The following is a 17,717-nucleotide window of genomic DNA, read 5'->3' as shown; positions in this document are numbered from 1 at the left end:
ATTTTTACCCAGAAACCTTCATTCACAAACTCTCTCAACTCTTACTCTCCAACTCACAAACTCTTCGTATCTTTGTCATTAATTACAACATTAAAATTTTAAAATAAAGCATGAAAACATACGCAGGAATTCCCGAGGAAAACGCAACGTTAGAGAATTCGAAAGTAATGTTGGTAACTGTTCCTTATGATGGAACTTCAACATGGGGAAAAGGAGCTGATAAAGGTCCGGAATTATTCCTAGACGCTTCTGAAAATATGGAACTTTATGACATTGAAACACAAACTGAGCCTTACCTTCAGGGAGTATATCTGGCTGGAGAAGTTTCAGAAAATTCTAGTCCTGAAGCAATGACAGAAGCTGTTTATCAAAAAACAAAAGAGTTATTGAACAATGAAGGAAAAGTATTCACTTTATTTGGTGGTGAGCACTCTGTTTCTATTGGGTCTATTCGTGCAGTAGGTGAGAAATTTGAAAACCTTACAGTTCTTCAGTTAGATGCTCACACAGATTTACGTCCTGAGTTCCATGGTTCTACTTCTAATCACGCTTGTGCTGTGTTTGAAGCAAACCAGAAGCATAACTTAGTTCAGGTGGGAATCCGTTCTATGGATGCTGAAGAAGCTCAGTATTTACCAGAAGGTAGAGTATTCTTTGCTCATGAGATTGCTCACAACGAGAACTGGGTGAATGATGTATTGGAAAAAGTTTCAGGAAACGTATATATCACAATTGACCTTGATGCTTTCGATCCTTCTATTGCTCCATCTACAGGAACTCCTGAACCGGGTGGATTACAATGGTATCCAACATTGGAATTATTAAGAAAAGTATTTGAAAAATGTAACGTAGTGGCATTTGATATTGTAGAATTAATGGATTCTCCAATGGCTAAGCCAACAGCTTTCCTTGCGGCTAAGTTATACTATAAAATGCTTGCTTATAACGATATTTATAACAACGATAACTAATATTCCGCAAGAATCGGATTTTTTCTGCCGTATATTCTTTGGAAATTTGTGAGGTAAAAACAATACAAAATGTCCACACAAAGTCAAATAGATTACAACAGAATTGCTAAAGCGATAGAGTATATCCAGAGCAATTTCAGGCTTCAGCCAAGTTTGGAGGAAGTGGCAGAGAATATTCACTTGAGTCCGGCCCATTTTCAGAAGATTTTCACAGATTGGGCAGGAACAAGTCCGAAAAAATTTTTACAGTTCATTAGTCTTGAGCATGCTAAAAATTTACTGAAGGAAGAAAAGGCAAGTATTTTTGATACCGCATATGAAACGGGACTTTCCAGTACAAGCAGATTGCATGATCTGTTTGTGAAAATAGAAGGAATGTCTCCGGCAGAATATAAAAATGGTGGAAAAAGCCTTGTTATCAATTATAGTTTTTCAGAAAGTCCGTTTGGGAATATCCTGGTAGCTTCTACAGAAAAAGGAATCTGCTATATGGCTTTTGAAAACGATAAAGAAACAGCATTAGGGAATTTACAGCATAAATTTCCTAATGCTTCTTTTTTTGAAAAGCAAGATACCCTTCAGAAAAACGCCTTGTCTATATTCAATAAAGACTGGACGAAACTCAATACGATCAAACTTCATTTAAAAGGTACCGATTTTCAGTTAAAGGTTTGGGAAAGTTTATTAACCATTCCTATGGGAAAACTATCTACTTATGGCAGTCTTGCAGAAAAAATAGGGAATCCTAAAGCTTCAAGAGCAGTGGGGACGGCGATAGGCAGTAATCCTGTGGCATTTCTCATCCCTTGTCACCGTGTCATTCAGTCTACGGGACATCTCGGCGGTTACCGATGGGGAAGTGATAGAAAGCAGATGATTGTGGGGTGGGAGAGTTCACAACTTTACTCCTAAAATATTTTTAACCACAAAGTCACAAAAGTTTTTTAAGTGACAATTAACTGCTTGAGAAGTCCACTTAGGTTCTTAAAAAATCTCTGATTTTATCAATATCTCAGTTAAAGAGAAAAATATTCTCTTCCTGCGGAGGGTGTCACAAATTCTTTGAATTTTTGACGGGATGGTTCACTACCCTAATTATTTCCAAAACATTACGTAATTTGTATTCTTAAAAACAAAAAATAATGCTCAGCCTATTCGACGAAACACCGGATTATCCTCTAAGCCTCTTATCCTATGATGGCACCGTTCTGTACTATGGAAAAGTGTTTTCAAAAGATGAATCTGATGTGTATTATGATTATTTATTTAATCAGATCCCATGGCAAAATGATGAGGCTGTCGTTTTCGGAAAATTAATTCTTACTAAACGGAAAGTAGCTTGGTTCGGAGAAAAAGCATTTGAATATACCTATTCCAATAGAACAAAATATGCAAAACCCTGGACGCCAGAGCTGTTGAAACTAAAACAGAAATGTGAGGAAGTTTCAGGTGAAACTTACAATTCCTGTTTACTTAATTTATACCATGACGGCAGTGAAGGAATGGCTTATCACAGTGATGGTGAAACCGATTTGAAAAAACATGGAGCCATCGCTTCCCTGACTTTCGGAGCTGAGAGAAAGTTTTTATTTAAGCATAAAACAACTAAAGAAAAGGTAGAAATATTTCTTGAAAACGGAAGCCTGCTTATTATGAAAGGAACCACTCAGGACAATTGGCTTCACAGACTTCCACCTACAACAAAAGTGAAAACCCCAAGAGTAAACCTCACTTTCAGAACGATTGAAGAATAAAAAGCTCTCGCAGATTGATAACGCAATCATCTGTGAAAATCTGTGTAATCAGTGGGAAATAATCATCTTTATTGAAGAATTAAAAGCTCTCGCAGATTAAGCAAATCACGTAGATTTATAACGTCATCATCTGTGTAAACCTGTGAGATCTGTTGGAACCCAAAAATAAAAAAGCTGTTCATCCGAACAGCTTTTTCAATTTATTTTAAGATTTCAGCCTCAATAGAACTGTCACCGTATATTTTAATAAATGCCTTGGTATAATCTTCCTTAGAAGCAAAATTTGGATTATCCATGAATTTCTGAGGATTTAAAGCAAATAATGGAAACCAAGTACTGCTGATCTGAATCTGGATTTTATGTCCTTTTTTGAAGGTATGAACCACATCCTGAAGCCTGAAGTTTACCGCTGTTTTCTGATCAGGAACTAATGCTTCTCCTTTCTCTTTGGTATTTCTGAATCTTGCAGGCATAATCTCACTTCTTACCATTTGATGATAGTTTCCATAAATCACACCGTCTTTTTTTTCAGCTGGTTTGAAATCTTCGGGATAAACATCAATTAGTTTTACCGCAAAGTCTGCATCTGTAGAAGATGACGAAATATTCAATTTTGCCATAATTTCTCCTGCAAAAGTCATATCTTCTGTCAATACATCGGTTGTAAACGTTAATACATCAGGCCTTCCTACAGCAAATCTCTGATCTTCCGACATATAATTTTTAGGCGTAAAACCATTGAAATCCTTTAAATGGTCAGAACTTAAAACCGGATTATTAGGATCACTATAATATTCTGAATATCCTTGTCCTGAAGTATTTTTTAATGTTTTATCAGAAAGATAGAAATTTACTTTCTGAGCATTTTTAGGAGGATAAGAAGTAAACTCTTTCCATTGTTTTGCTCCGGTATCATACATCAAAGCTTCAGGAAGCCCGGCATCTTCTTTAGTATTTCCTTTCAGATAATGATTGAAGAATTTTGTTTCTACATTTTTCTGGTAATACGTTGCAATACTGTCTCCAAAATAAGTCTCACTGTGAAAATGCTTACCTTGTTCCTGAGACCATCCACCATGAGAGAACGGGCCCATTACAATCGTATTTTTAGCCTTTGGACTTGTTTTCTCAATCGTTTTGTAGATATTTAAAGGTCCGGAAAGATCTTCCGCATCAAACCAGCCTCCAACAGTCATTACTGCGTGGTTGATATTCTTAAGATGTGGAAGCAGTCCTCTTTTTTGCCAGAATTCATCATAATTGGTATGATTCATAATTTCCGTCATGAAGAAATTATTTTTATAGTACTTTTCATAGCCATCTTTCAGGGTTCCCATGTCTCTGTAGAATTTTAGACCATCTTCAGAAGTTTGTTTAATGAAGGAGTCCATATACCAAGCCTTTTGCTCTGGTTTTGTTTTCTGAACTCCAAAAACAGGGAATGTTCTGAAATATCCCAGCATAAATCTTCCGTTGTGAAGAAAATCATCATTCCAGAAGTCGGAAATAGGAGCTTGCGGTGAAGAAGCAACCAAGGCCGGGTGCTGTGCTAATGTTCCTACAGCTGTATAAAACCCGGGATAAGAAGTTCCGAATTGTCCTACCTTACCATTGTTATCTTTAACGTTTTTTAAAAGCCAGTCTATAGTATCATAGGTATCTGTACTTTCGTCAACATCTTTTTTAGTTTTACGTTCTACCTGTGGAGTCATATTGGTGAAAGTTCCTTCGCTCATATATCTTCCACGTACATCCTGATACACAAAAATGTATTTGTCTTTCATCAGATAGGTGTTAGGGCCCACTTTGGTTTTGTATTCATTTTCACCATAAGGAGCAATGCTATAGCACGTTCTCTGCATTAGAAACGGATATTTGTTCTTGGTTGAAATATCTTTAGGAATATAAACAGCAGTGAAAAGTTTCACGCCATCACGCATGGGGATATAAAATTCCTTCTTGGTAAAGTTATCTTTAACGAAATTGTCTTTTTGTTCCGTATTCTGAGCCTTTCCAAGAATGAAAAGAAGAATGAATACAACTGAAATATGGGTCTTCATAAGTAAAATTTGTGGCTAATTTAGAAATAAAAATACTTTCCCAGCATTTTCTCAGATGAATCTTCCTTTAAAAGTGGATTTGTTTTGATTTTTTACTGTTGATTGTGGAATTTGTAATAGAATTTTGGGAGTGAAGGGATGGTCGTGGGCGGATAGAACCACCCCGACAAAATCATAGATTTTGTCACTTCTCCAATGGAGGCGAATATTTACGTCTTCAACTGAGATATTAATGAAATCTTAGGTTTTCGGAAGCTTAAATATACTTCTCAAACAGTTAGTAGTCAATTAAAAATAACTTAAGTGTTTAGAACTTTTGTGACTTTTTCGGTTAAAACTAAAAAAGCCGGAAAATTTCCGGCAATTTATAAAAATATATAAAAGTATGGTGTTTAGTTCTTTTTAGGTTTTTTACCGGCAAACTTATTGAGTTTCATACTAAGGGAAAACATGATGTATCGTTTCAGGATCAGATCTTCACGGTCTTCAAAATAAGAATCCGTAATCGTTCTTTTTACACTTTGATTTTGATTCAGTACATCATACACTTTTATTTTTGCAGTCAGCTGTTTATTGTAGAATGAATATCCTACACTGGCATTCCAGAAGTAGAAATCTTTTTTAAATCCCGGAGCAATATTTGAATTGGTATTATAAGAAAAATCATTCCCGATGAAAAAAGCTTTTTGAAACAAATAATTGGTGACTTCAACCTTTAAAGACTGGTTGGTTGTGTTCACTGTGTTCACATTATAGTTTGTATAGTTTGAAAAGCTATATCCAAGACTATAGGAGGGTTTTATGGTAAAAATATCTTTGATTTCATAATTCAGATTAAGCCCTGGGTTGAAGCTATAGGCCCTGCTTTTATATGCTTCACCATTGATGAATCCATTATTGTAATTGTAATTCATACTGAATCTTGGAGCTATTCTTAGCTTATGGTCATTCCATTTAAACGTTTTGGTTAGGCCCGTGCTGAAGCTAAAGCTTTTATTTCCGCTGATATTGCTGTAGGTAATAATCTGTCTTCCTGAATTATCATATTTGGAATAATTGATAACATCATTATTTCTATAGGTGAATCCAGCCATGATATAATAGTTTAGATTCTTGATGATGTTATAACTGTTGAAAGATAGGTTTGTTTCGTTGCTCCAGGTATTTTTAAGATCGGGATTTCCAGTATTGGTAATTAAAGGATTAGATTCATCCTTAAAAGGAATCATTTTTCCGGGATCAGGAATCGTGAAACTGGAAGAGTTGGATAAAATCAACGATTGGCGATCCTTAAAAGAATATCGGATATTGGTTGAATACCTGGGAAGGACAAAGTTTTTCTGAAGGTTGTACAATTGCCCATTAAAGACTGAATTTACATTCATATCTGAGATATCAGCATTTACCATAGCCCATAAGCCGAATTTCTTTTTATAAAGATAATAAGATAACTCAGGGGTAAATTGATTGATTCTTTGATCCATACTGTTGGAAAGACGAGTATTATATTGAGAATACTGTCCTGTGGCAGGATCAAAATCATTGAAATCCTTTAGATCTCTGGTTAATTTTGAGTTGTATTGTAAACTAAAACCTATTGTTGCAGAATCTGAGACAGGTTCCGTATACTTAGCCATAAAACTATAATTATTATCCTGGGAACGGGTTTTCTGCAACTGATCACGGTTGTCGGTAGTCATCCCGGAATCTTTATAAAAAGTATTCAGTGACTGATTGATGTTATTATTGTTAGACTCCGTAATAGAAGTATTGATCATGGCCATCAGTGACCTGTTCTTTTTCCGGAAGTTTCTGAAAAAATTAATATTGGGGCTGAAAGTATTGGTTTCTCCTTTAGTTTGAGTGATATTTTTACTTTCATTCAAAAGTTGATTATCTTTTAAAGTTGAAGATATGGATCGTCCTGCGCTGAATGTTTCTGATTTTGAAAAGGAAGGAGCTATATAAACGTTGGTCAGTGAATCCAGTTTTATTCCTACTGAGCTGTTGAAATTATATTGCCTTGATTCATTTTCATTACTGCTCTCAGAATCCGTTTTAAGAGTAGAGTCGGGAAGAAGGGTCGTTTTTGAAGCTTTGGAACGGGTTTCTGTTTCAGAATCTGTATATTGTAAGCTGAGGTTGTCAAGATTAGCATCTTTTCCAAGCTTGTCATTATAATTCAGTCCAAAGCTGCTGAATTTTTGAATTCCACCTCCCTGCTGACCGCTGCCACGTCCCATGGTGTCAAAGATCTGATCTCCCGAGCTGCTCTTTGAATTAATGTTATTAGCGGATGCTAAAGCACTGATTTTGGTATCTCCTTTAAAATAATTTAAGAATACATTTCCTTCATACCGCTTATCAGAACCATATCCCGCCAATATTTTTGACATAAGGCCCTTGTTCTTTTTCTCATCAATATTAAAATTAATGGTGGTGTTTTGAGACTTCGGAGCTCTTTTGGTCAGTTCCTCTTCTTTAGTTTTAGTGGTGGTAAATTGGATGTTTTTAATGATATCTGCGGGAAGATTTTGTAATGCTGTTTTTCCGTCTTTATCAAAAAATGGTTTTCCATTGACCATAATCTGGTCTACGGCTTTTCCATTAACTGTAATTTTTCCATCATTGCCTATCTCTACTCCCGGAATCTGTTTCAAAAGTTCATCTATTTGACTGTCCGGTCGTACTTTAAGGGCAGAAGCATTAAATTCTATGGTGTCATTTTTAATTTTCACAGGAGATACAGTAATTTTTACCTCATCGATATTAATCACTTTCTTTTTTTCAAGTTCTATGTCGCCCAGGGATAATGACTGCTCAATTTTTTCGAGAGCCTTTGAATAAGATAATTTTTCGGTATCAATTTTTAAAAATGAAGGTTCTCTTATCTCATCAGTTTGCAATGAGAATTTACCTTCTTTATTGGTTGTTGTATAGTTGATGATGGAGGAATCTTTAGCCTTTAGCAGATATATGGTGGCATTTTCTACCGTTTTTTTTTCCGGATCAAATATTTTTCCATCAATATGGAGTCTTTGGGCATGGGCAATCAGGAAATTGCATACCAAAAACACGAATAATAAGATTTTCTTCATTGAGCTTTCCAAAACGTAAAAATAAAAAAACATCCCAATATAGGGATGTCTCTTAAGAATATTTCAAAAAATATTTTTTATGCTCTTAAATATCTTGAGTAAGCATATCCTTCCTGACCGTCAGCAGTTTTTACTTTCCACCAGTCATCAGAAGTCTGTTCAATTAGCGTTACAGCAGAACCTTTTGCAGCTTTTCCTACTACAGCGGCTTCAGTAGAAGGCTCTTGTCTGATGTTCAGATTAGATTCATCTGTAGCTACCGTAAGAGAAGCTCCTGAAGCAAGACCTGCAACCTGTACATCAATATTGATATCTGAAGCAGAATAGGTAGAATCAATAGCTCCTAAAGCATTCCAAACAGCATCTTTCGCTGCTGTATTGGAAGCATCTCCGGAAACATATAAAATTCCGTCTTGTTCCTGAACCTGTAAATTTGAAATTCCAGCAGACTGAGCCGCTGAAACTACGCCTGAATATTTATCTTGTAATGTGCTCATTTTAAATTAATTATTTTACTGTGTAGTTAAATTTTACTTTACCAACTTTTAACGCATCTACAGACTGCTTAATTTTCTTAGCCTGTTCTTTAGAAACATTTCCTGTAAGAGTAAGCTCGTCATTGATAACTTCTACTTTTACTGTAGGGAAATCTTTTACTGCATCCTGAACTTTTTTCTGAACAGCTGGATCTACAGCAGATTTAGTTTCAACAGGTGCTGGAGCTACTTCAACTTTAGACATATCCATTACCTCTTTTACTCCCTTAATTGCTTTTAATTGTGCAATCATTGCATCTTTAGATTGTTGATCCGCGAAAGTTCCGCTTAAGTGAGCCACACCTTCTTTTACTTCAACAGAAGCATTGGGATTAGAAGTTACTACAGTGGTAGCCTGAGTCTGAAGTTCGGCATCAGAAACTTTTTTCTTACAAGAAACTGCCCCGAAAGATACAGCTACAGCTAATGCAGCCATTGCGATAGTTTTTTTCATATTGTATATTTATTAATGTTGTTATACAATCAAATGTAATAATAAAATTTGTACCAAAAGAATAAAAATTCAATAAATCTTTCTTAAATTTTTTACAATATTTTCTGAACCAGCGATTTAATTTTTATGTTTCAAAAACTTAATACGGCTTTCACATGATGAGAATAAAATATTCTGTCAATTCAAAAACCATTATATTTGCGCAAATTGAACTATATATATGAAAGGACAGAATAAACTTTTTATAGCAATTATCATCGCGCTTATCCTGGGAGTAGGAATTGGAGGAATTGTACACGTGCAGTATCCGGAAAGTGCAGTACCTTTTTCTAAGAACATAAAACTGTTGGGAACGGTTTTCATCAGGTTGGTACAGATGATTATTGCACCTTTAGTATTTACTACACTTGTGGTAGGAATTGCTAAAATGAGTGACATCAAAATGATCGGAAGAGTAGGAACAAAAGCAATGCTTTGGTTTATTTCCGCTTCTTTGATTTCTCTTTTTATCGGATTGATACTTGTAAACTGGCTGGAGCCAGGGCATGTAACTAAATTACCGGTTCAGGACGTTGCCTCAGCAGAAGATCTTTTGAAAAGCAGTAAAAGTTTTTCATTAGAAGACTTTGTAAAGCATATGATTCCTAAAAGTTTATTTGAAGCCTTTGCAACCAATGAAGTATTGCAGATTGTAGTGTTTGCGATTATGTTCGGAGTTGCTTTAGCTAATTTAGGAGAAGAATACTCTAAACCAGTGGTGAAGCTTTTTGATATCATTGCTCATGGTATTCTTAAAATGGTAGGATATATCATGTGGTTTGCCCCTTTAGGAGTATTGGGAGCAATTGCAGCTGTGGTGGCTACCAACGGTTTTGAAATCTTTAAAGTGTACGCCATCTATCTGAGAGATTTCTTCTTCGCATTGGGGGTACTTTGGCTGGTTCTTTTATTGGTAGGATATTTTATCTTAGGAAACAGACTATTTGATCTATTAAAAAGAATTAAAGAACCCTTGTTGATTGCTTTCTCTACAACCAGTTCAGAAGCGGTATTTCCAAAATTGGTAGAAGAGCTTGAAAAATTCGGTTGTAACAGTAGAGTCGTATCTTTTATTTTACCTTTAGGATATTCTTTTAACCTGGATGGAAGTATGATGTATATGACATTTGCTTCTATTTTTATTGCTCAGATCTATGGAATTGAAATGACGATCGGACAACAGATCACCATGCTTTTAGTATTGATGCTAACTTCAAAAGGAATTGCCGGAGTTCCGAGAGCTTCTTTGGTAATTATCGTAGCAACCTGTTCAATGTTCGGAATTCCACCAGAAGGAATTGCTTTAATCTTACCGATTGACCACTTCTGTGATATGGGAAGAAGTATGACTAACGTATTAGGAAATACACTGGCTACATCAGCAGTATCGAAGTGGGAAGGACAATTAACCGAACCTTTAGACAAAATTTAAATAATGAGTTTAACAAACTTATCACATTCTAAAAGCCATATTGAAAAATATGGCTTTTCAGTTATTAATGAAGTATTCACAGAGACCGAAGTTGCTCAAATCATTAACGTTCTCGATAATATAGACACTTCAAAAGAGAACTTTAGGAAATCTGAAGAGCTGTTTGCTATCAGACAGTTTTTAAAAGAAGTTCCGGAAATTAAAAACCTCATCTTTAATGACAATATTAAAAACCTCATCAAGGAAATATTTGGTAATCGATATTTTGTGGTAAAAAGTATCTATTTTGATAAACCGGAAACTTCCAATTGGTATGTGGCTTATCATTAGGATCTGACCATTTCAGTTGATAAAAAATTGGAGCTACCTAATTTTGGCCCTTGGACTACAAAACAGAATCAGTTTGCTGTACAACCACCATTAAGTATTTTAGAAAACATCTATACGATCAGAATTCATCTGGATGATACGGATGAACATAACGGAGCTTTAAAAGTAGTTCCTCACTCTCATGCAAAAGGAATTTACAGACCGGAAACAATAGACTGGAATGTAGAAACTGAAGAGATTTGTAAGGTTGAGAGAGGTGGTGTGATGCTTATGAAACCTCTTACGCTGCATGGCTCAAACCGAACAACCAATGGTAAAAAAAGAAGAGTCATTCACATTGAATTTTCTGATATGGAGCTTCCGGAAGTGTTGCAATGGGCAGAAAGGATGAATTAATAAAAGGTAAAGCCTTTCGAACTTTTCGAAGGGCTTTATCTTTGGGTTGAAAAGCTGAAGTCAACTATTTTAGATGAACCTCCATTTTCCATCATTTTTACTATTGTACAGAAATTTCATCAACGAAGATATACGTTTCACCACCGGTTTTCTGATGCCATCCGGGAAGTTTTCCAAAATAATAAGCTTTTACTTTAAGGTATCTTGCTTCGGTAGGAAGAATTTCTGTGGTAAAATCTTTGGTCTGAATTTTTTCATCTTTGGGATCAATATCATTGTCTATAGTATTCAGTAAAATAAAATCTTTAGCGTTCATGGAGGCATAGTATTCTACTTTTTTAGGCATTAGAATATGTGCCTTATTGTCCTGAAGATAAGTAGAGGAAATCTGGGTGATCTGCAGAGGGGACTGAAAATCGATTACCGCTTCAAAATTGTGTCCCAGATATCCCTGCCAGTCTCCTTTTTTCCAGTCTATATCCCCTCTGATCCCATCGATTAATGCTAATTTTCCGGTGGCTTCATATTGAGGATCAACTTTTGAAAGGGTGGTTACTTCCCAGTAATTAGGTCTTCTGTTGAAATTTGCAATTGCAATTGAGCTTTTTTCCCTTTTTCTTTCTGTATAGGCTTGAATCCGTGTGGTCCTGCTGATAGTGAATGGCTTTTTGTAAACTATGAATTTCTTTTTTTTATTGACATCATTAGCATCCATCGTCATATAATAAATTTTATCGCCTGGACTTTGTGGAATGATCTCAACTTTTGTAGAAAAATCAAAGATTCTGTCTGCTTTAATGTGAGGAGAAGCAATGACCTCCTGAAGAGTAGTAGTATGATCCTTAGGTTGAGAATGATTTTGTGCATCAATAATCTGGGTCATCAATAAAGACAATACAAGCAGTCCTTTTTTCATGTTTTGATATTATAATGGGTGAATAAATCAAGTACAGTACCAAATATGAGGAGAAGGATGAAAAAATTGAGATAGAATGGGCTGGAAGCCGGGAGAGAGAAGCCGAAGGTTTTGTAAGAGGTATAGATAATTTGCGGTCTGTTGATTATAATTAATTGATAAGTTTTGAAAATCTTATTAAAGAAATATCATTTGTAAGCAGATTTCAATAACCTCCCTCTTCCTTGCTTCTTTTCTTCAAATGTAATAAAACCCAATTTTAAGTTGTCCTATATAAAACTATGATTATCAAATTACATGAAGAAGATATTACTTTCAGCCATTATTTTGTTACCAGCAGCTCTTTTTTCTCAAACTATTACAGGGAAAATTACACAAACCGGAAAAGCCATTTCCTATGTGGAAGTGATTGCTGTAAAAGATCAGAAAAAGCAGACTGCCATTTCTGATGAAAAAGGAAATTACTCGCTACGTCTTTCTGAAAATGGGAATTATACTATAAAACTGATTCATGATGGAATGGAAGTTTCCAATACAGATGTTGCTGTGAATGGAGACGTAAAACAGGACTTTTTCATTGAAGAAAAAAAAGAAAAACAAATTGAAGGAGTCACTCTTACAGCCAGAAAAAAACTGATTGAAAGAAAAGCTGATCGATTGGTTTTCAATGTTGCCAATTCTGTTGCCTCTCAGGGAATGGATGGAGCAGATGCGCTAGCTACAACGCCATTAGTGAAAGTTGATGAGAATGCAGGAGTTTCTATTGCCGGGAAAAGTGGTGTTGCCATTATGATTAATGAACGAATTCTGAACTTGTCTTCAGCGGAACTTGTGACGTATCTTAAAAGCCTGAGATCAGAAAATATAGAAAAAATTGAAGTGATTACTGCTCCTCCTGCTAAATATGAAGCTCAGGGAAATAGTGGGCTTATTAATATCGTTCTGAAGAAGAATCAGAATCTGGGATGGAACGGAAGTTTTACTACAGGTTTTCAACAACAGACTTATTCAGGCTTTTCAAACAGCACAACGATCAATTATCAGAATGAAAAATTACGTTCCTCTTTGAAATTAAGACAAAGCAAATATCAAAAACATTCTTTTGAAAATTATAGGATAACAGGAGCAGAGGGGCTTAAAAGTCATGATGACAGAATAGACTTTGGGGATGGATTAGGCGCTAATCTAAGTGTTGATTATCAGCTGGGAAAGAAATCAAATATCGGGTTTATCTATGATTATGGAGTTGGGCATTCTAATATGGACATTCAGAATACTTCAGATTATTTTCAGAACGACAATTATACCAATACATTGTCTACTTATGCAGAACATAGAGGAAAATCCACACAGCAGACAATAAGTGCCTATTATGATGTCAAATTTGGAAAACGGGACAATAAACTAAGTATTACGGGAAATTATTTTTCTAATCTACCCAAGACTACTATTGATTTTACTACAACAGAAAATTCCGGAGATCAGTTTATTGTAAAGTCACCATCAGTGGTAGATTATAAAATCTATTCTGGACAAGCGGATCTTACTTTACCTTATGAATTTGCTAAAACAGAAGCTGGAATAAAATTTACCAATTTCGATAATAATTCAAGTATCTTTTACCAAAACCTTGAGAATGGAAGCTATGTAACGGATGTTTCGAAGAGTAATGAATTTAAGTACAATGAGAAAAATTATGCTGCTTACTTCAGTCTTGAAAAATCCTTCAATGAGAAATGGTCTGTAAAAGCAGGGCTTCGTTATGAATATTCTGTAGTGAACGGAAATTCTCTCACTTCCGGACAACAATCGGAAAGTTCCTATGGGAATTTTTTCCCTACCACTTATGTGAGTTATAAGAGTGATGAGAATAATACATTCAGTCTTAATTATTCCAAAAGGATTGATAGACCTGGGTTTCGTGCCATCAATCCGTATCGCTGGTACACCAATATAAATTCTTATTTTACCGGGAATCCTTTCTTACAGCCATCTATCAATCATAATTTTGAATTTTCCCATGTCTACAAAGGGAAATTATCCACCACCCTTTATTTTCAGAGAACATTGGATGGATTTGGACAGCTGGCCAGCCTGTCCGGGGAAAGCAGAACGAGTACTTTTTTCAATTACTATAACCAAAACAGTATAGGTGCTACAATAAATTATTCCAATACATTCTTTAAACGTTGGGAAACCAATTATTCTGCAGATATTGCTTACAGCAGTATGGAGGTGTTTGCTACAGATGCCTTAACAAAGAAAGGATATAGCTATGTGTTCGATTTTCAGAATAATATATCACTGGATAAGAAAAAAAATATTCAGCTTATTGCCAACTATTGGCTCCGTCTTCCTTCCAATTTTGGAAATAAATATTCTGCTTTTGTAGGAAATTTTGTAGCAGGATTCAAGATGAACCTTATGGATAAAAATCTGCAGATGAGTGTCATTGTTTCCGATATTTTCAAGCAGGCAAGAAGTAGAGGAGAAATCTATTTTACAACTGGAACACATTATTTTAATAATTACTATGATGCCAGAAGGCTCACTGTATCAGTAACCTATACTTTCGGAAATAAAAAGGTAAAAGGAGTACGCCGTAATGTGAATTTTGACGAGAAAGATAGAGCGAATTAAGGCTGGAAGCTGGAAGAAGGAGGTACTGTCAGGTTATTGATAAATTGTAGTTTTTTGATTGCAATTTATTGACAGATTTTGGAAAAGAAATAGGCTGGAAGCTGGAAGAGGGATGCAGGAGGTACTGTCAGGTTATTGATAAATTACAGTTTTTTGATTACAATTTATTGACAGATTTTGGAAAAGAAATAGGCTGGAAGCTAAAAGAGGGATGTTGGAGGTACTTTTCATTTTACAACAATTAATTGACCTTTTATGTAAAGGTTTATATTTCAATTAAATAAAATTTCAGTGGTTGATACACTACTATAACTTCCAGCCTCCCTCTCCCAGCTTCCTTTCTTTTACACCTCGCCTTCAAACAAGTTATTAAGATATTCCAACTTATGACTTTCATACCTTGTAGTTCCCAGGTATTTTTTCCATGCCTGGGACTCATGGTAAACAATGCCCATTTCCCAGACACAGTAAGTCGGGAGGTGGGTTTTATTTCTGTCCCATGTATCAAATTTTCCACTTCCGTCATAGTAGACGCTTTCCCATAATTCATTTTCACTTCGCCATGTACATACCAAAAGAAGGTAATTTTCGCCACATCGATGCATAATCACAAATCCAAGATCTTCGATATTTTGAAAGTTCTCATTGGCATTTTCAATGCATATTTTTGCATTTTGAATATCATCTGAAGAAATTTCTGAGGGATTATTGGCTAAATCATACCATTTAAATCTTGTTTTTCCTATCCTGAAGATTTCCTTCGGTAATGCATATTTAGATGGATAAGCAATAGTTTCCATAGATTTTGTTTTGGTGTCGGGTGATCCTTCATGATGAAAAAAGAAGATAAACAAAATTTTTAACGATCTGATTTATCACCTGATATTATAGATTTTATTGATTCTAAATTACCGAAAAAAAACGTAAATTTGTAAACAATTTATATTTATATGTTGACGAAAGAAAAGGTTCAGGAATTCCTTAAAGAAATAGAAGTAGAAGACTTGGTGAATAATCTTCAGATTATGGGTAATGATGTTTATATTGACATGACGGCTCATTCACCTGCAATGCATGAAAAGAAAAAGCTGGAAGCTGCCATGAAGCAGGCTTTTGCGAGTGAGTTTGGAGAAGAGGTTCATTTAAAACTTAAAATCGTTTCTCCGGAACCTAGTGAAATTCAGCAAAGTCAGATCAAAGGAAAACAAATTCCAGGAATTCAAAATATTATCGCTATTGCTTCCGGAAAAGGAGGAGTAGGGAAGTCTACTGTTTCTGCAAATATGGCAGTTACTTTAGCTAAAATGGGCTTTAAAGTAGGTTTATTGGATGCTGATATCTACGGACCATCAGTTCCTACCATGTTTGATACAGAAGGAGAAAAACCAATTTCTGTGGAAGTGAATGGAAAAAACCTGATGAAACCTGTTGAAAATTATGGGGTAAAAATGCTTTCCATAGGATATTTCTCAGGGGCAAACCAGGCAGTAGTATGGAGAGGTCCTATGGCTTCAAAGGCATTAAACCAGATGATCAGAGATGCTGCATGGGGAGAATTGGATTTCTTATTGATTGACCTTCCTCCGGGAACAGGTGACATTCACTTATCTATCATCCAGGAAGTTCCTGTAACGGGAGCAGTGATTGTAAGTACACCTCAGCACGTTGCTTTGGCAGACGTAAGAAAAGGGATTGCGATGTTCCAAATGGAAAGCATCAATATTCCGGTTCTTGGATTAATCGAAAATATGGCGTACTTTACACCGGAAGAACTTCCTGACAATAAATATTATATCTTTGGAAACCAGGGAGCACAATATTTGGCTGAAGATCTTGGAATTCCGGTATTAGGAGAAATTCCATTGATTCAAAGTATCAGAGAAGCGGGAGATGTGGGAAGACCGGCAGCCCTTCAGGAAGGGTCTAAAATTGCAGACATCTACACTGAAACGGCAAGAAAAATGGTAGAAAGCCTTGTAGAGAGAAATAAAAACCTTCCTCCAACTGAAGCTGTGAAGATTTCCACAATGGCAGGTTGCTCTCCAAAAGCAAAATAATAATAACTTTCAATCAAATTGAAAAAACCGAATTGAACTGAAAAAATATGGAAACAAACATAACGCACGAAGATACAGTAACAAGAGTAATGGAAGCTCTGGAAAGCATCAGACCGTTTTTGAATAAAGACGGAGGTGATATTGAGCTTATTGACGTGAAGGATAATCAGGTTTTTGTAAAACTTCTGGGTAACTGTTCCGGATGCTCGTTGAATTTTTCAACCTTAAAATTAGGGGTGGAAAATACAATCAAACAACATGCTCCGGAAATTGAAAAAGTAGTAAACGTAGAATAAAACTCTATCTGAGATATTAAAAAGACAGGCTTTTGTATAAGGCCTGTCTTTTTTGTTTTCTGTTTCAAAAAGGCTTGATAAAGAATGGTTATCAAGCCTTAAACAAATAATCTAAAAATATAAGGTGACTCTATACAATTTTACTCTGTTGTCATTGACTACGTCGAATCTTCGATTTCTGACGAAGGAAGAATCTCATATATGGCTTAGATTCTTCATTTTACTTCGTTGTATTCAGAATGACAAACTCATAATAACTAAGATATCACGATGAGTGTAAAATTGTATATAATTACCAAATATCATTATGAATTCTGAGTGAGAAATTTCTTATAATTCTCCTCATTTTCAAAATAAGCTACTTCACCTTCATCACTGATCATGACAATATAAGCATCAGCTTTATCCACTGTTTTTCCAGTGTATGGATCAATAGCTTCTCTGGCTGTTTTATCAGATGGAATACGTTTTACACACATTTCACAACATCCATAGTACATTTTTCCGTTGTGGGGAACTTCAATTTGTTTTTTGCCCATATAGGCATTATTGACCATGCAGACGGTTTCACTGGGAACATGACTGCCTTTTACATATTTTCCGGAAGATGCAGGCTGAGGTTGTTGTTGCTGTACCGTTGTAGTTTCCGGACTTTTTGTTTTCTCTTTATTACAGGCATATAAAGCTATAGCACTGAAAAGAATTAAAAATGTGTTTCTAACTATTAATTTCATGATA

General features: G+C 35.4%; 15 protein-coding genes and 1 pseudogene. 9 read left to right on the top strand and 7 right to left on the bottom strand.

Annotation, left to right across the window (positions count from 1 at the left end; genetic code table 11):
• Nucleotides 1-110 precede the first annotated feature (110 nt).
• The 3 genes from speB (at nt 111) to NBX25_RS19075 (ending at nt 2,725) form a co-directional block, all read left to right on the top strand.
• On the top strand, nt 111-971 hold the full coding sequence (speB, locus tag NBX25_RS19085; protein ID WP_123857337.1) for an agmatinase: 861 nt from the start codon (nt 111-113) through the stop codon (nt 969-971).
• A 69-nt stretch (nt 972-1,040) separates the two neighbouring features.
• Nucleotides 1,041-1,883, top strand: coding sequence for a bifunctional helix-turn-helix domain-containing protein/methylated-DNA--[protein]-cysteine S-methyltransferase (locus NBX25_RS19080; protein ID WP_250255006.1), 843 nt, complete (start codon nt 1,041-1,043; stop codon nt 1,881-1,883).
• Between the two features lie 230 nt (nt 1,884-2,113).
• On the top strand, nt 2,114-2,725 hold the full coding sequence (locus tag NBX25_RS19075; protein WP_123910467.1) for an alpha-ketoglutarate-dependent dioxygenase AlkB family protein: 612 nt from the start codon (nt 2,114-2,116) through the stop codon (nt 2,723-2,725).
• 200 nt (nt 2,726-2,925) lie between these two features.
• On the opposite strand, the gene NBX25_RS19070 is transcribed toward NBX25_RS19075, so the two are convergent.
• The 4 genes from NBX25_RS19070 to NBX25_RS19055 all read right to left on the bottom strand — a co-directional run bounded on the left by NBX25_RS19070 (nt 2,926) and on the right by NBX25_RS19055 (nt 8,873).
• A complete protein-coding gene (locus tag NBX25_RS19070; protein ID WP_250255004.1) occupies nt 2,926-4,785 on the bottom strand; it encodes a CocE/NonD family hydrolase in 1,860 nt (619 codons plus the stop codon).
• 392 nt (nt 4,786-5,177) lie between these two features.
• Nucleotides 5,178-7,883 carry a TonB-dependent receptor gene (locus NBX25_RS19065; RefSeq protein WP_250255002.1) on the bottom strand — a complete coding sequence of 902 codons (2,706 nt, stop codon included), beginning with the start codon at nt 7,881-7,883 and terminating at the stop codon, nt 5,178-5,180.
• A 77-nt stretch (nt 7,884-7,960) separates the two neighbouring features.
• Nucleotides 7,961-8,380: an SH3 domain-containing protein gene (locus tag NBX25_RS19060; protein WP_123857332.1), complete on the bottom strand. Its 420-nt coding sequence runs from the start codon at nt 8,378-8,380 to the stop codon at nt 7,961-7,963.
• 10 nt (nt 8,381-8,390) lie between these two features.
• Nucleotides 8,391-8,873 carry a BON domain-containing protein gene (locus tag NBX25_RS19055; protein ID WP_123910473.1) on the bottom strand — a complete coding sequence of 161 codons (483 nt, stop codon included), beginning with the start codon at nt 8,871-8,873 and terminating at the stop codon, nt 8,391-8,393.
• Between the two features lie 220 nt (nt 8,874-9,093).
• Here NBX25_RS19055 and NBX25_RS19050 point away from each other — a divergent pair, with 220 nt between their 5' ends.
• Together NBX25_RS19050 and NBX25_RS24930 are read left to right on the top strand one after the other, a co-directional pair.
• Complete coding sequence (locus NBX25_RS19050; protein ID WP_123857330.1) at nt 9,094-10,344, top strand: dicarboxylate/amino acid:cation symporter; 1,251 nt, start codon at nt 9,094-9,096, stop codon at nt 10,342-10,344.
• A gap of 3 nt (nt 10,345-10,347) precedes the next feature.
• Nucleotides 10,348-11,070: pseudogene (locus NBX25_RS24930) on the top strand (phytanoyl-CoA dioxygenase family protein).
• A 100-nt stretch (nt 11,071-11,170) separates the two neighbouring features.
• On the opposite strand, the gene NBX25_RS19040 reads toward NBX25_RS24930, so the two are convergent.
• A complete protein-coding gene (locus tag NBX25_RS19040) occupies nt 11,171-11,986 on the bottom strand; it encodes a discoidin/SUN/FTP domain-containing protein (protein ID WP_250254995.1) in 816 nt (271 codons plus the stop codon).
• 297 nt (nt 11,987-12,283) lie between these two features.
• Here NBX25_RS19040 and NBX25_RS19035 point away from each other — a divergent pair, with 297 nt between their 5' ends.
• Nucleotides 12,284-14,626 (top strand): TonB-dependent receptor domain-containing protein, encoded by a 2,343-nt coding sequence (locus NBX25_RS19035; protein WP_250254993.1) that lies wholly within the window; start codon nt 12,284-12,286, stop codon nt 14,624-14,626.
• A 68-nt stretch (nt 14,627-14,694) separates the two neighbouring features.
• A complete protein-coding gene (locus tag NBX25_RS19030) occupies nt 14,695-14,871 on the top strand; it encodes a hypothetical protein (protein WP_164466558.1) in 177 nt (58 codons plus the stop codon).
• A 99-nt stretch (nt 14,872-14,970) separates the two neighbouring features.
• Here the strand turns inward: NBX25_RS19030 and NBX25_RS19025 are convergent, their stop codons facing one another.
• A complete protein-coding gene (locus NBX25_RS19025; protein WP_250254991.1) occupies nt 14,971-15,426 on the bottom strand; it encodes a hypothetical protein in 456 nt (151 codons plus the stop codon).
• Nucleotides 15,427-15,576: 150 nt separating this feature from the next.
• Here NBX25_RS19025 and NBX25_RS19020 point away from each other — a divergent pair, with 150 nt between their 5' ends.
• Together NBX25_RS19020 and NBX25_RS19015 are read left to right on the top strand one after the other, a co-directional pair.
• Entirely contained in the window at nt 15,577-16,683 is a 1,107-nt protein-coding gene (locus NBX25_RS19020) for an Mrp/NBP35 family ATP-binding protein (RefSeq protein WP_123910479.1), read from the top strand.
• Between the two features lie 47 nt (nt 16,684-16,730).
• Nucleotides 16,731-16,979 (top strand): NifU family protein, encoded by a 249-nt coding sequence (locus NBX25_RS19015; protein ID WP_045500144.1) that lies wholly within the window; start codon nt 16,731-16,733, stop codon nt 16,977-16,979.
• Between the two features lie 305 nt (nt 16,980-17,284).
• On the opposite strand, the gene NBX25_RS19010 is transcribed toward NBX25_RS19015, so the two are convergent.
• Entirely contained in the window at nt 17,285-17,713 is a 429-nt protein-coding gene (locus tag NBX25_RS19010) for a hypothetical protein (protein WP_123910481.1), read from the bottom strand.
• Nucleotides 17,714-17,717 lie beyond the last annotated feature (4 nt).

The organism is Chryseobacterium sp. Marseille-Q3244 (assembly GCF_940807095.1).
GTDB lineage: Bacteria > Bacteroidota > Bacteroidia > Flavobacteriales > Weeksellaceae > Chryseobacterium.
The sequence above is the reverse complement of the archived record's forward strand: the minus strand, read 5'-3'. Positions and strand labels throughout refer to the sequence as shown.

Bases quoted from the DNA above. Each gene is read 5' to 3' on its own strand.
- speB (WP_123857337.1), top strand. From the start codon at position 111: ATGAAAACATACGCAGGAATTCCCGAGGAAAACGCAACGTTAGAGAAT.
- NBX25_RS19080 (WP_250255006.1), top strand. From the start codon at position 1,041: ATGTCCACACAAAGTCAAATAGATTACAACAGAATTGCTAAAGCGATA.
- NBX25_RS19075 (WP_123910467.1), top strand. From the start codon at position 2,114: ATGCTCAGCCTATTCGACGAAACACCGGATTATCCTCTAAGCCTCTTA.
- NBX25_RS19070 (WP_250255004.1), bottom strand. From the start codon at position 4,785: ATGAAGACCCATATTTCAGTTGTATTCATTCTTCTTTTCATTCTTGGA.
- NBX25_RS19065 (WP_250255002.1), bottom strand. From the start codon at position 7,883: ATGAAGAAAATCTTATTATTCGTGTTTTTGGTATGCAATTTCCTGATT.
- NBX25_RS19060 (WP_123857332.1), bottom strand. From the start codon at position 8,380: ATGAGCACATTACAAGATAAATATTCAGGCGTAGTTTCAGCGGCTCAG.
- NBX25_RS19055 (WP_123910473.1), bottom strand. From the start codon at position 8,873: ATGAAAAAAACTATCGCAATGGCTGCATTAGCTGTAGCTGTATCTTTC.
- NBX25_RS19050 (WP_123857330.1), top strand. From the start codon at position 9,094: ATGAAAGGACAGAATAAACTTTTTATAGCAATTATCATCGCGCTTATC.
- NBX25_RS19040 (WP_250254995.1), bottom strand. From the start codon at position 11,986: ATGAAAAAAGGACTGCTTGTATTGTCTTTATTGATGACCCAGATTATT.
- NBX25_RS19035 (WP_250254993.1), top strand. From the start codon at position 12,284: ATGAAGAAGATATTACTTTCAGCCATTATTTTGTTACCAGCAGCTCTT.
- NBX25_RS19025 (WP_250254991.1), bottom strand. From the start codon at position 15,426: ATGGAAACTATTGCTTATCCATCTAAATATGCATTACCGAAGGAAATC.
- NBX25_RS19020 (WP_123910479.1), top strand. From the start codon at position 15,577: ATGTTGACGAAAGAAAAGGTTCAGGAATTCCTTAAAGAAATAGAAGTA.
- NBX25_RS19015 (WP_045500144.1), top strand. From the start codon at position 16,731: ATGGAAACAAACATAACGCACGAAGATACAGTAACAAGAGTAATGGAA.
- NBX25_RS19010 (WP_123910481.1), bottom strand. From the start codon at position 17,713: ATGAAATTAATAGTTAGAAACACATTTTTAATTCTTTTCAGTGCTATA.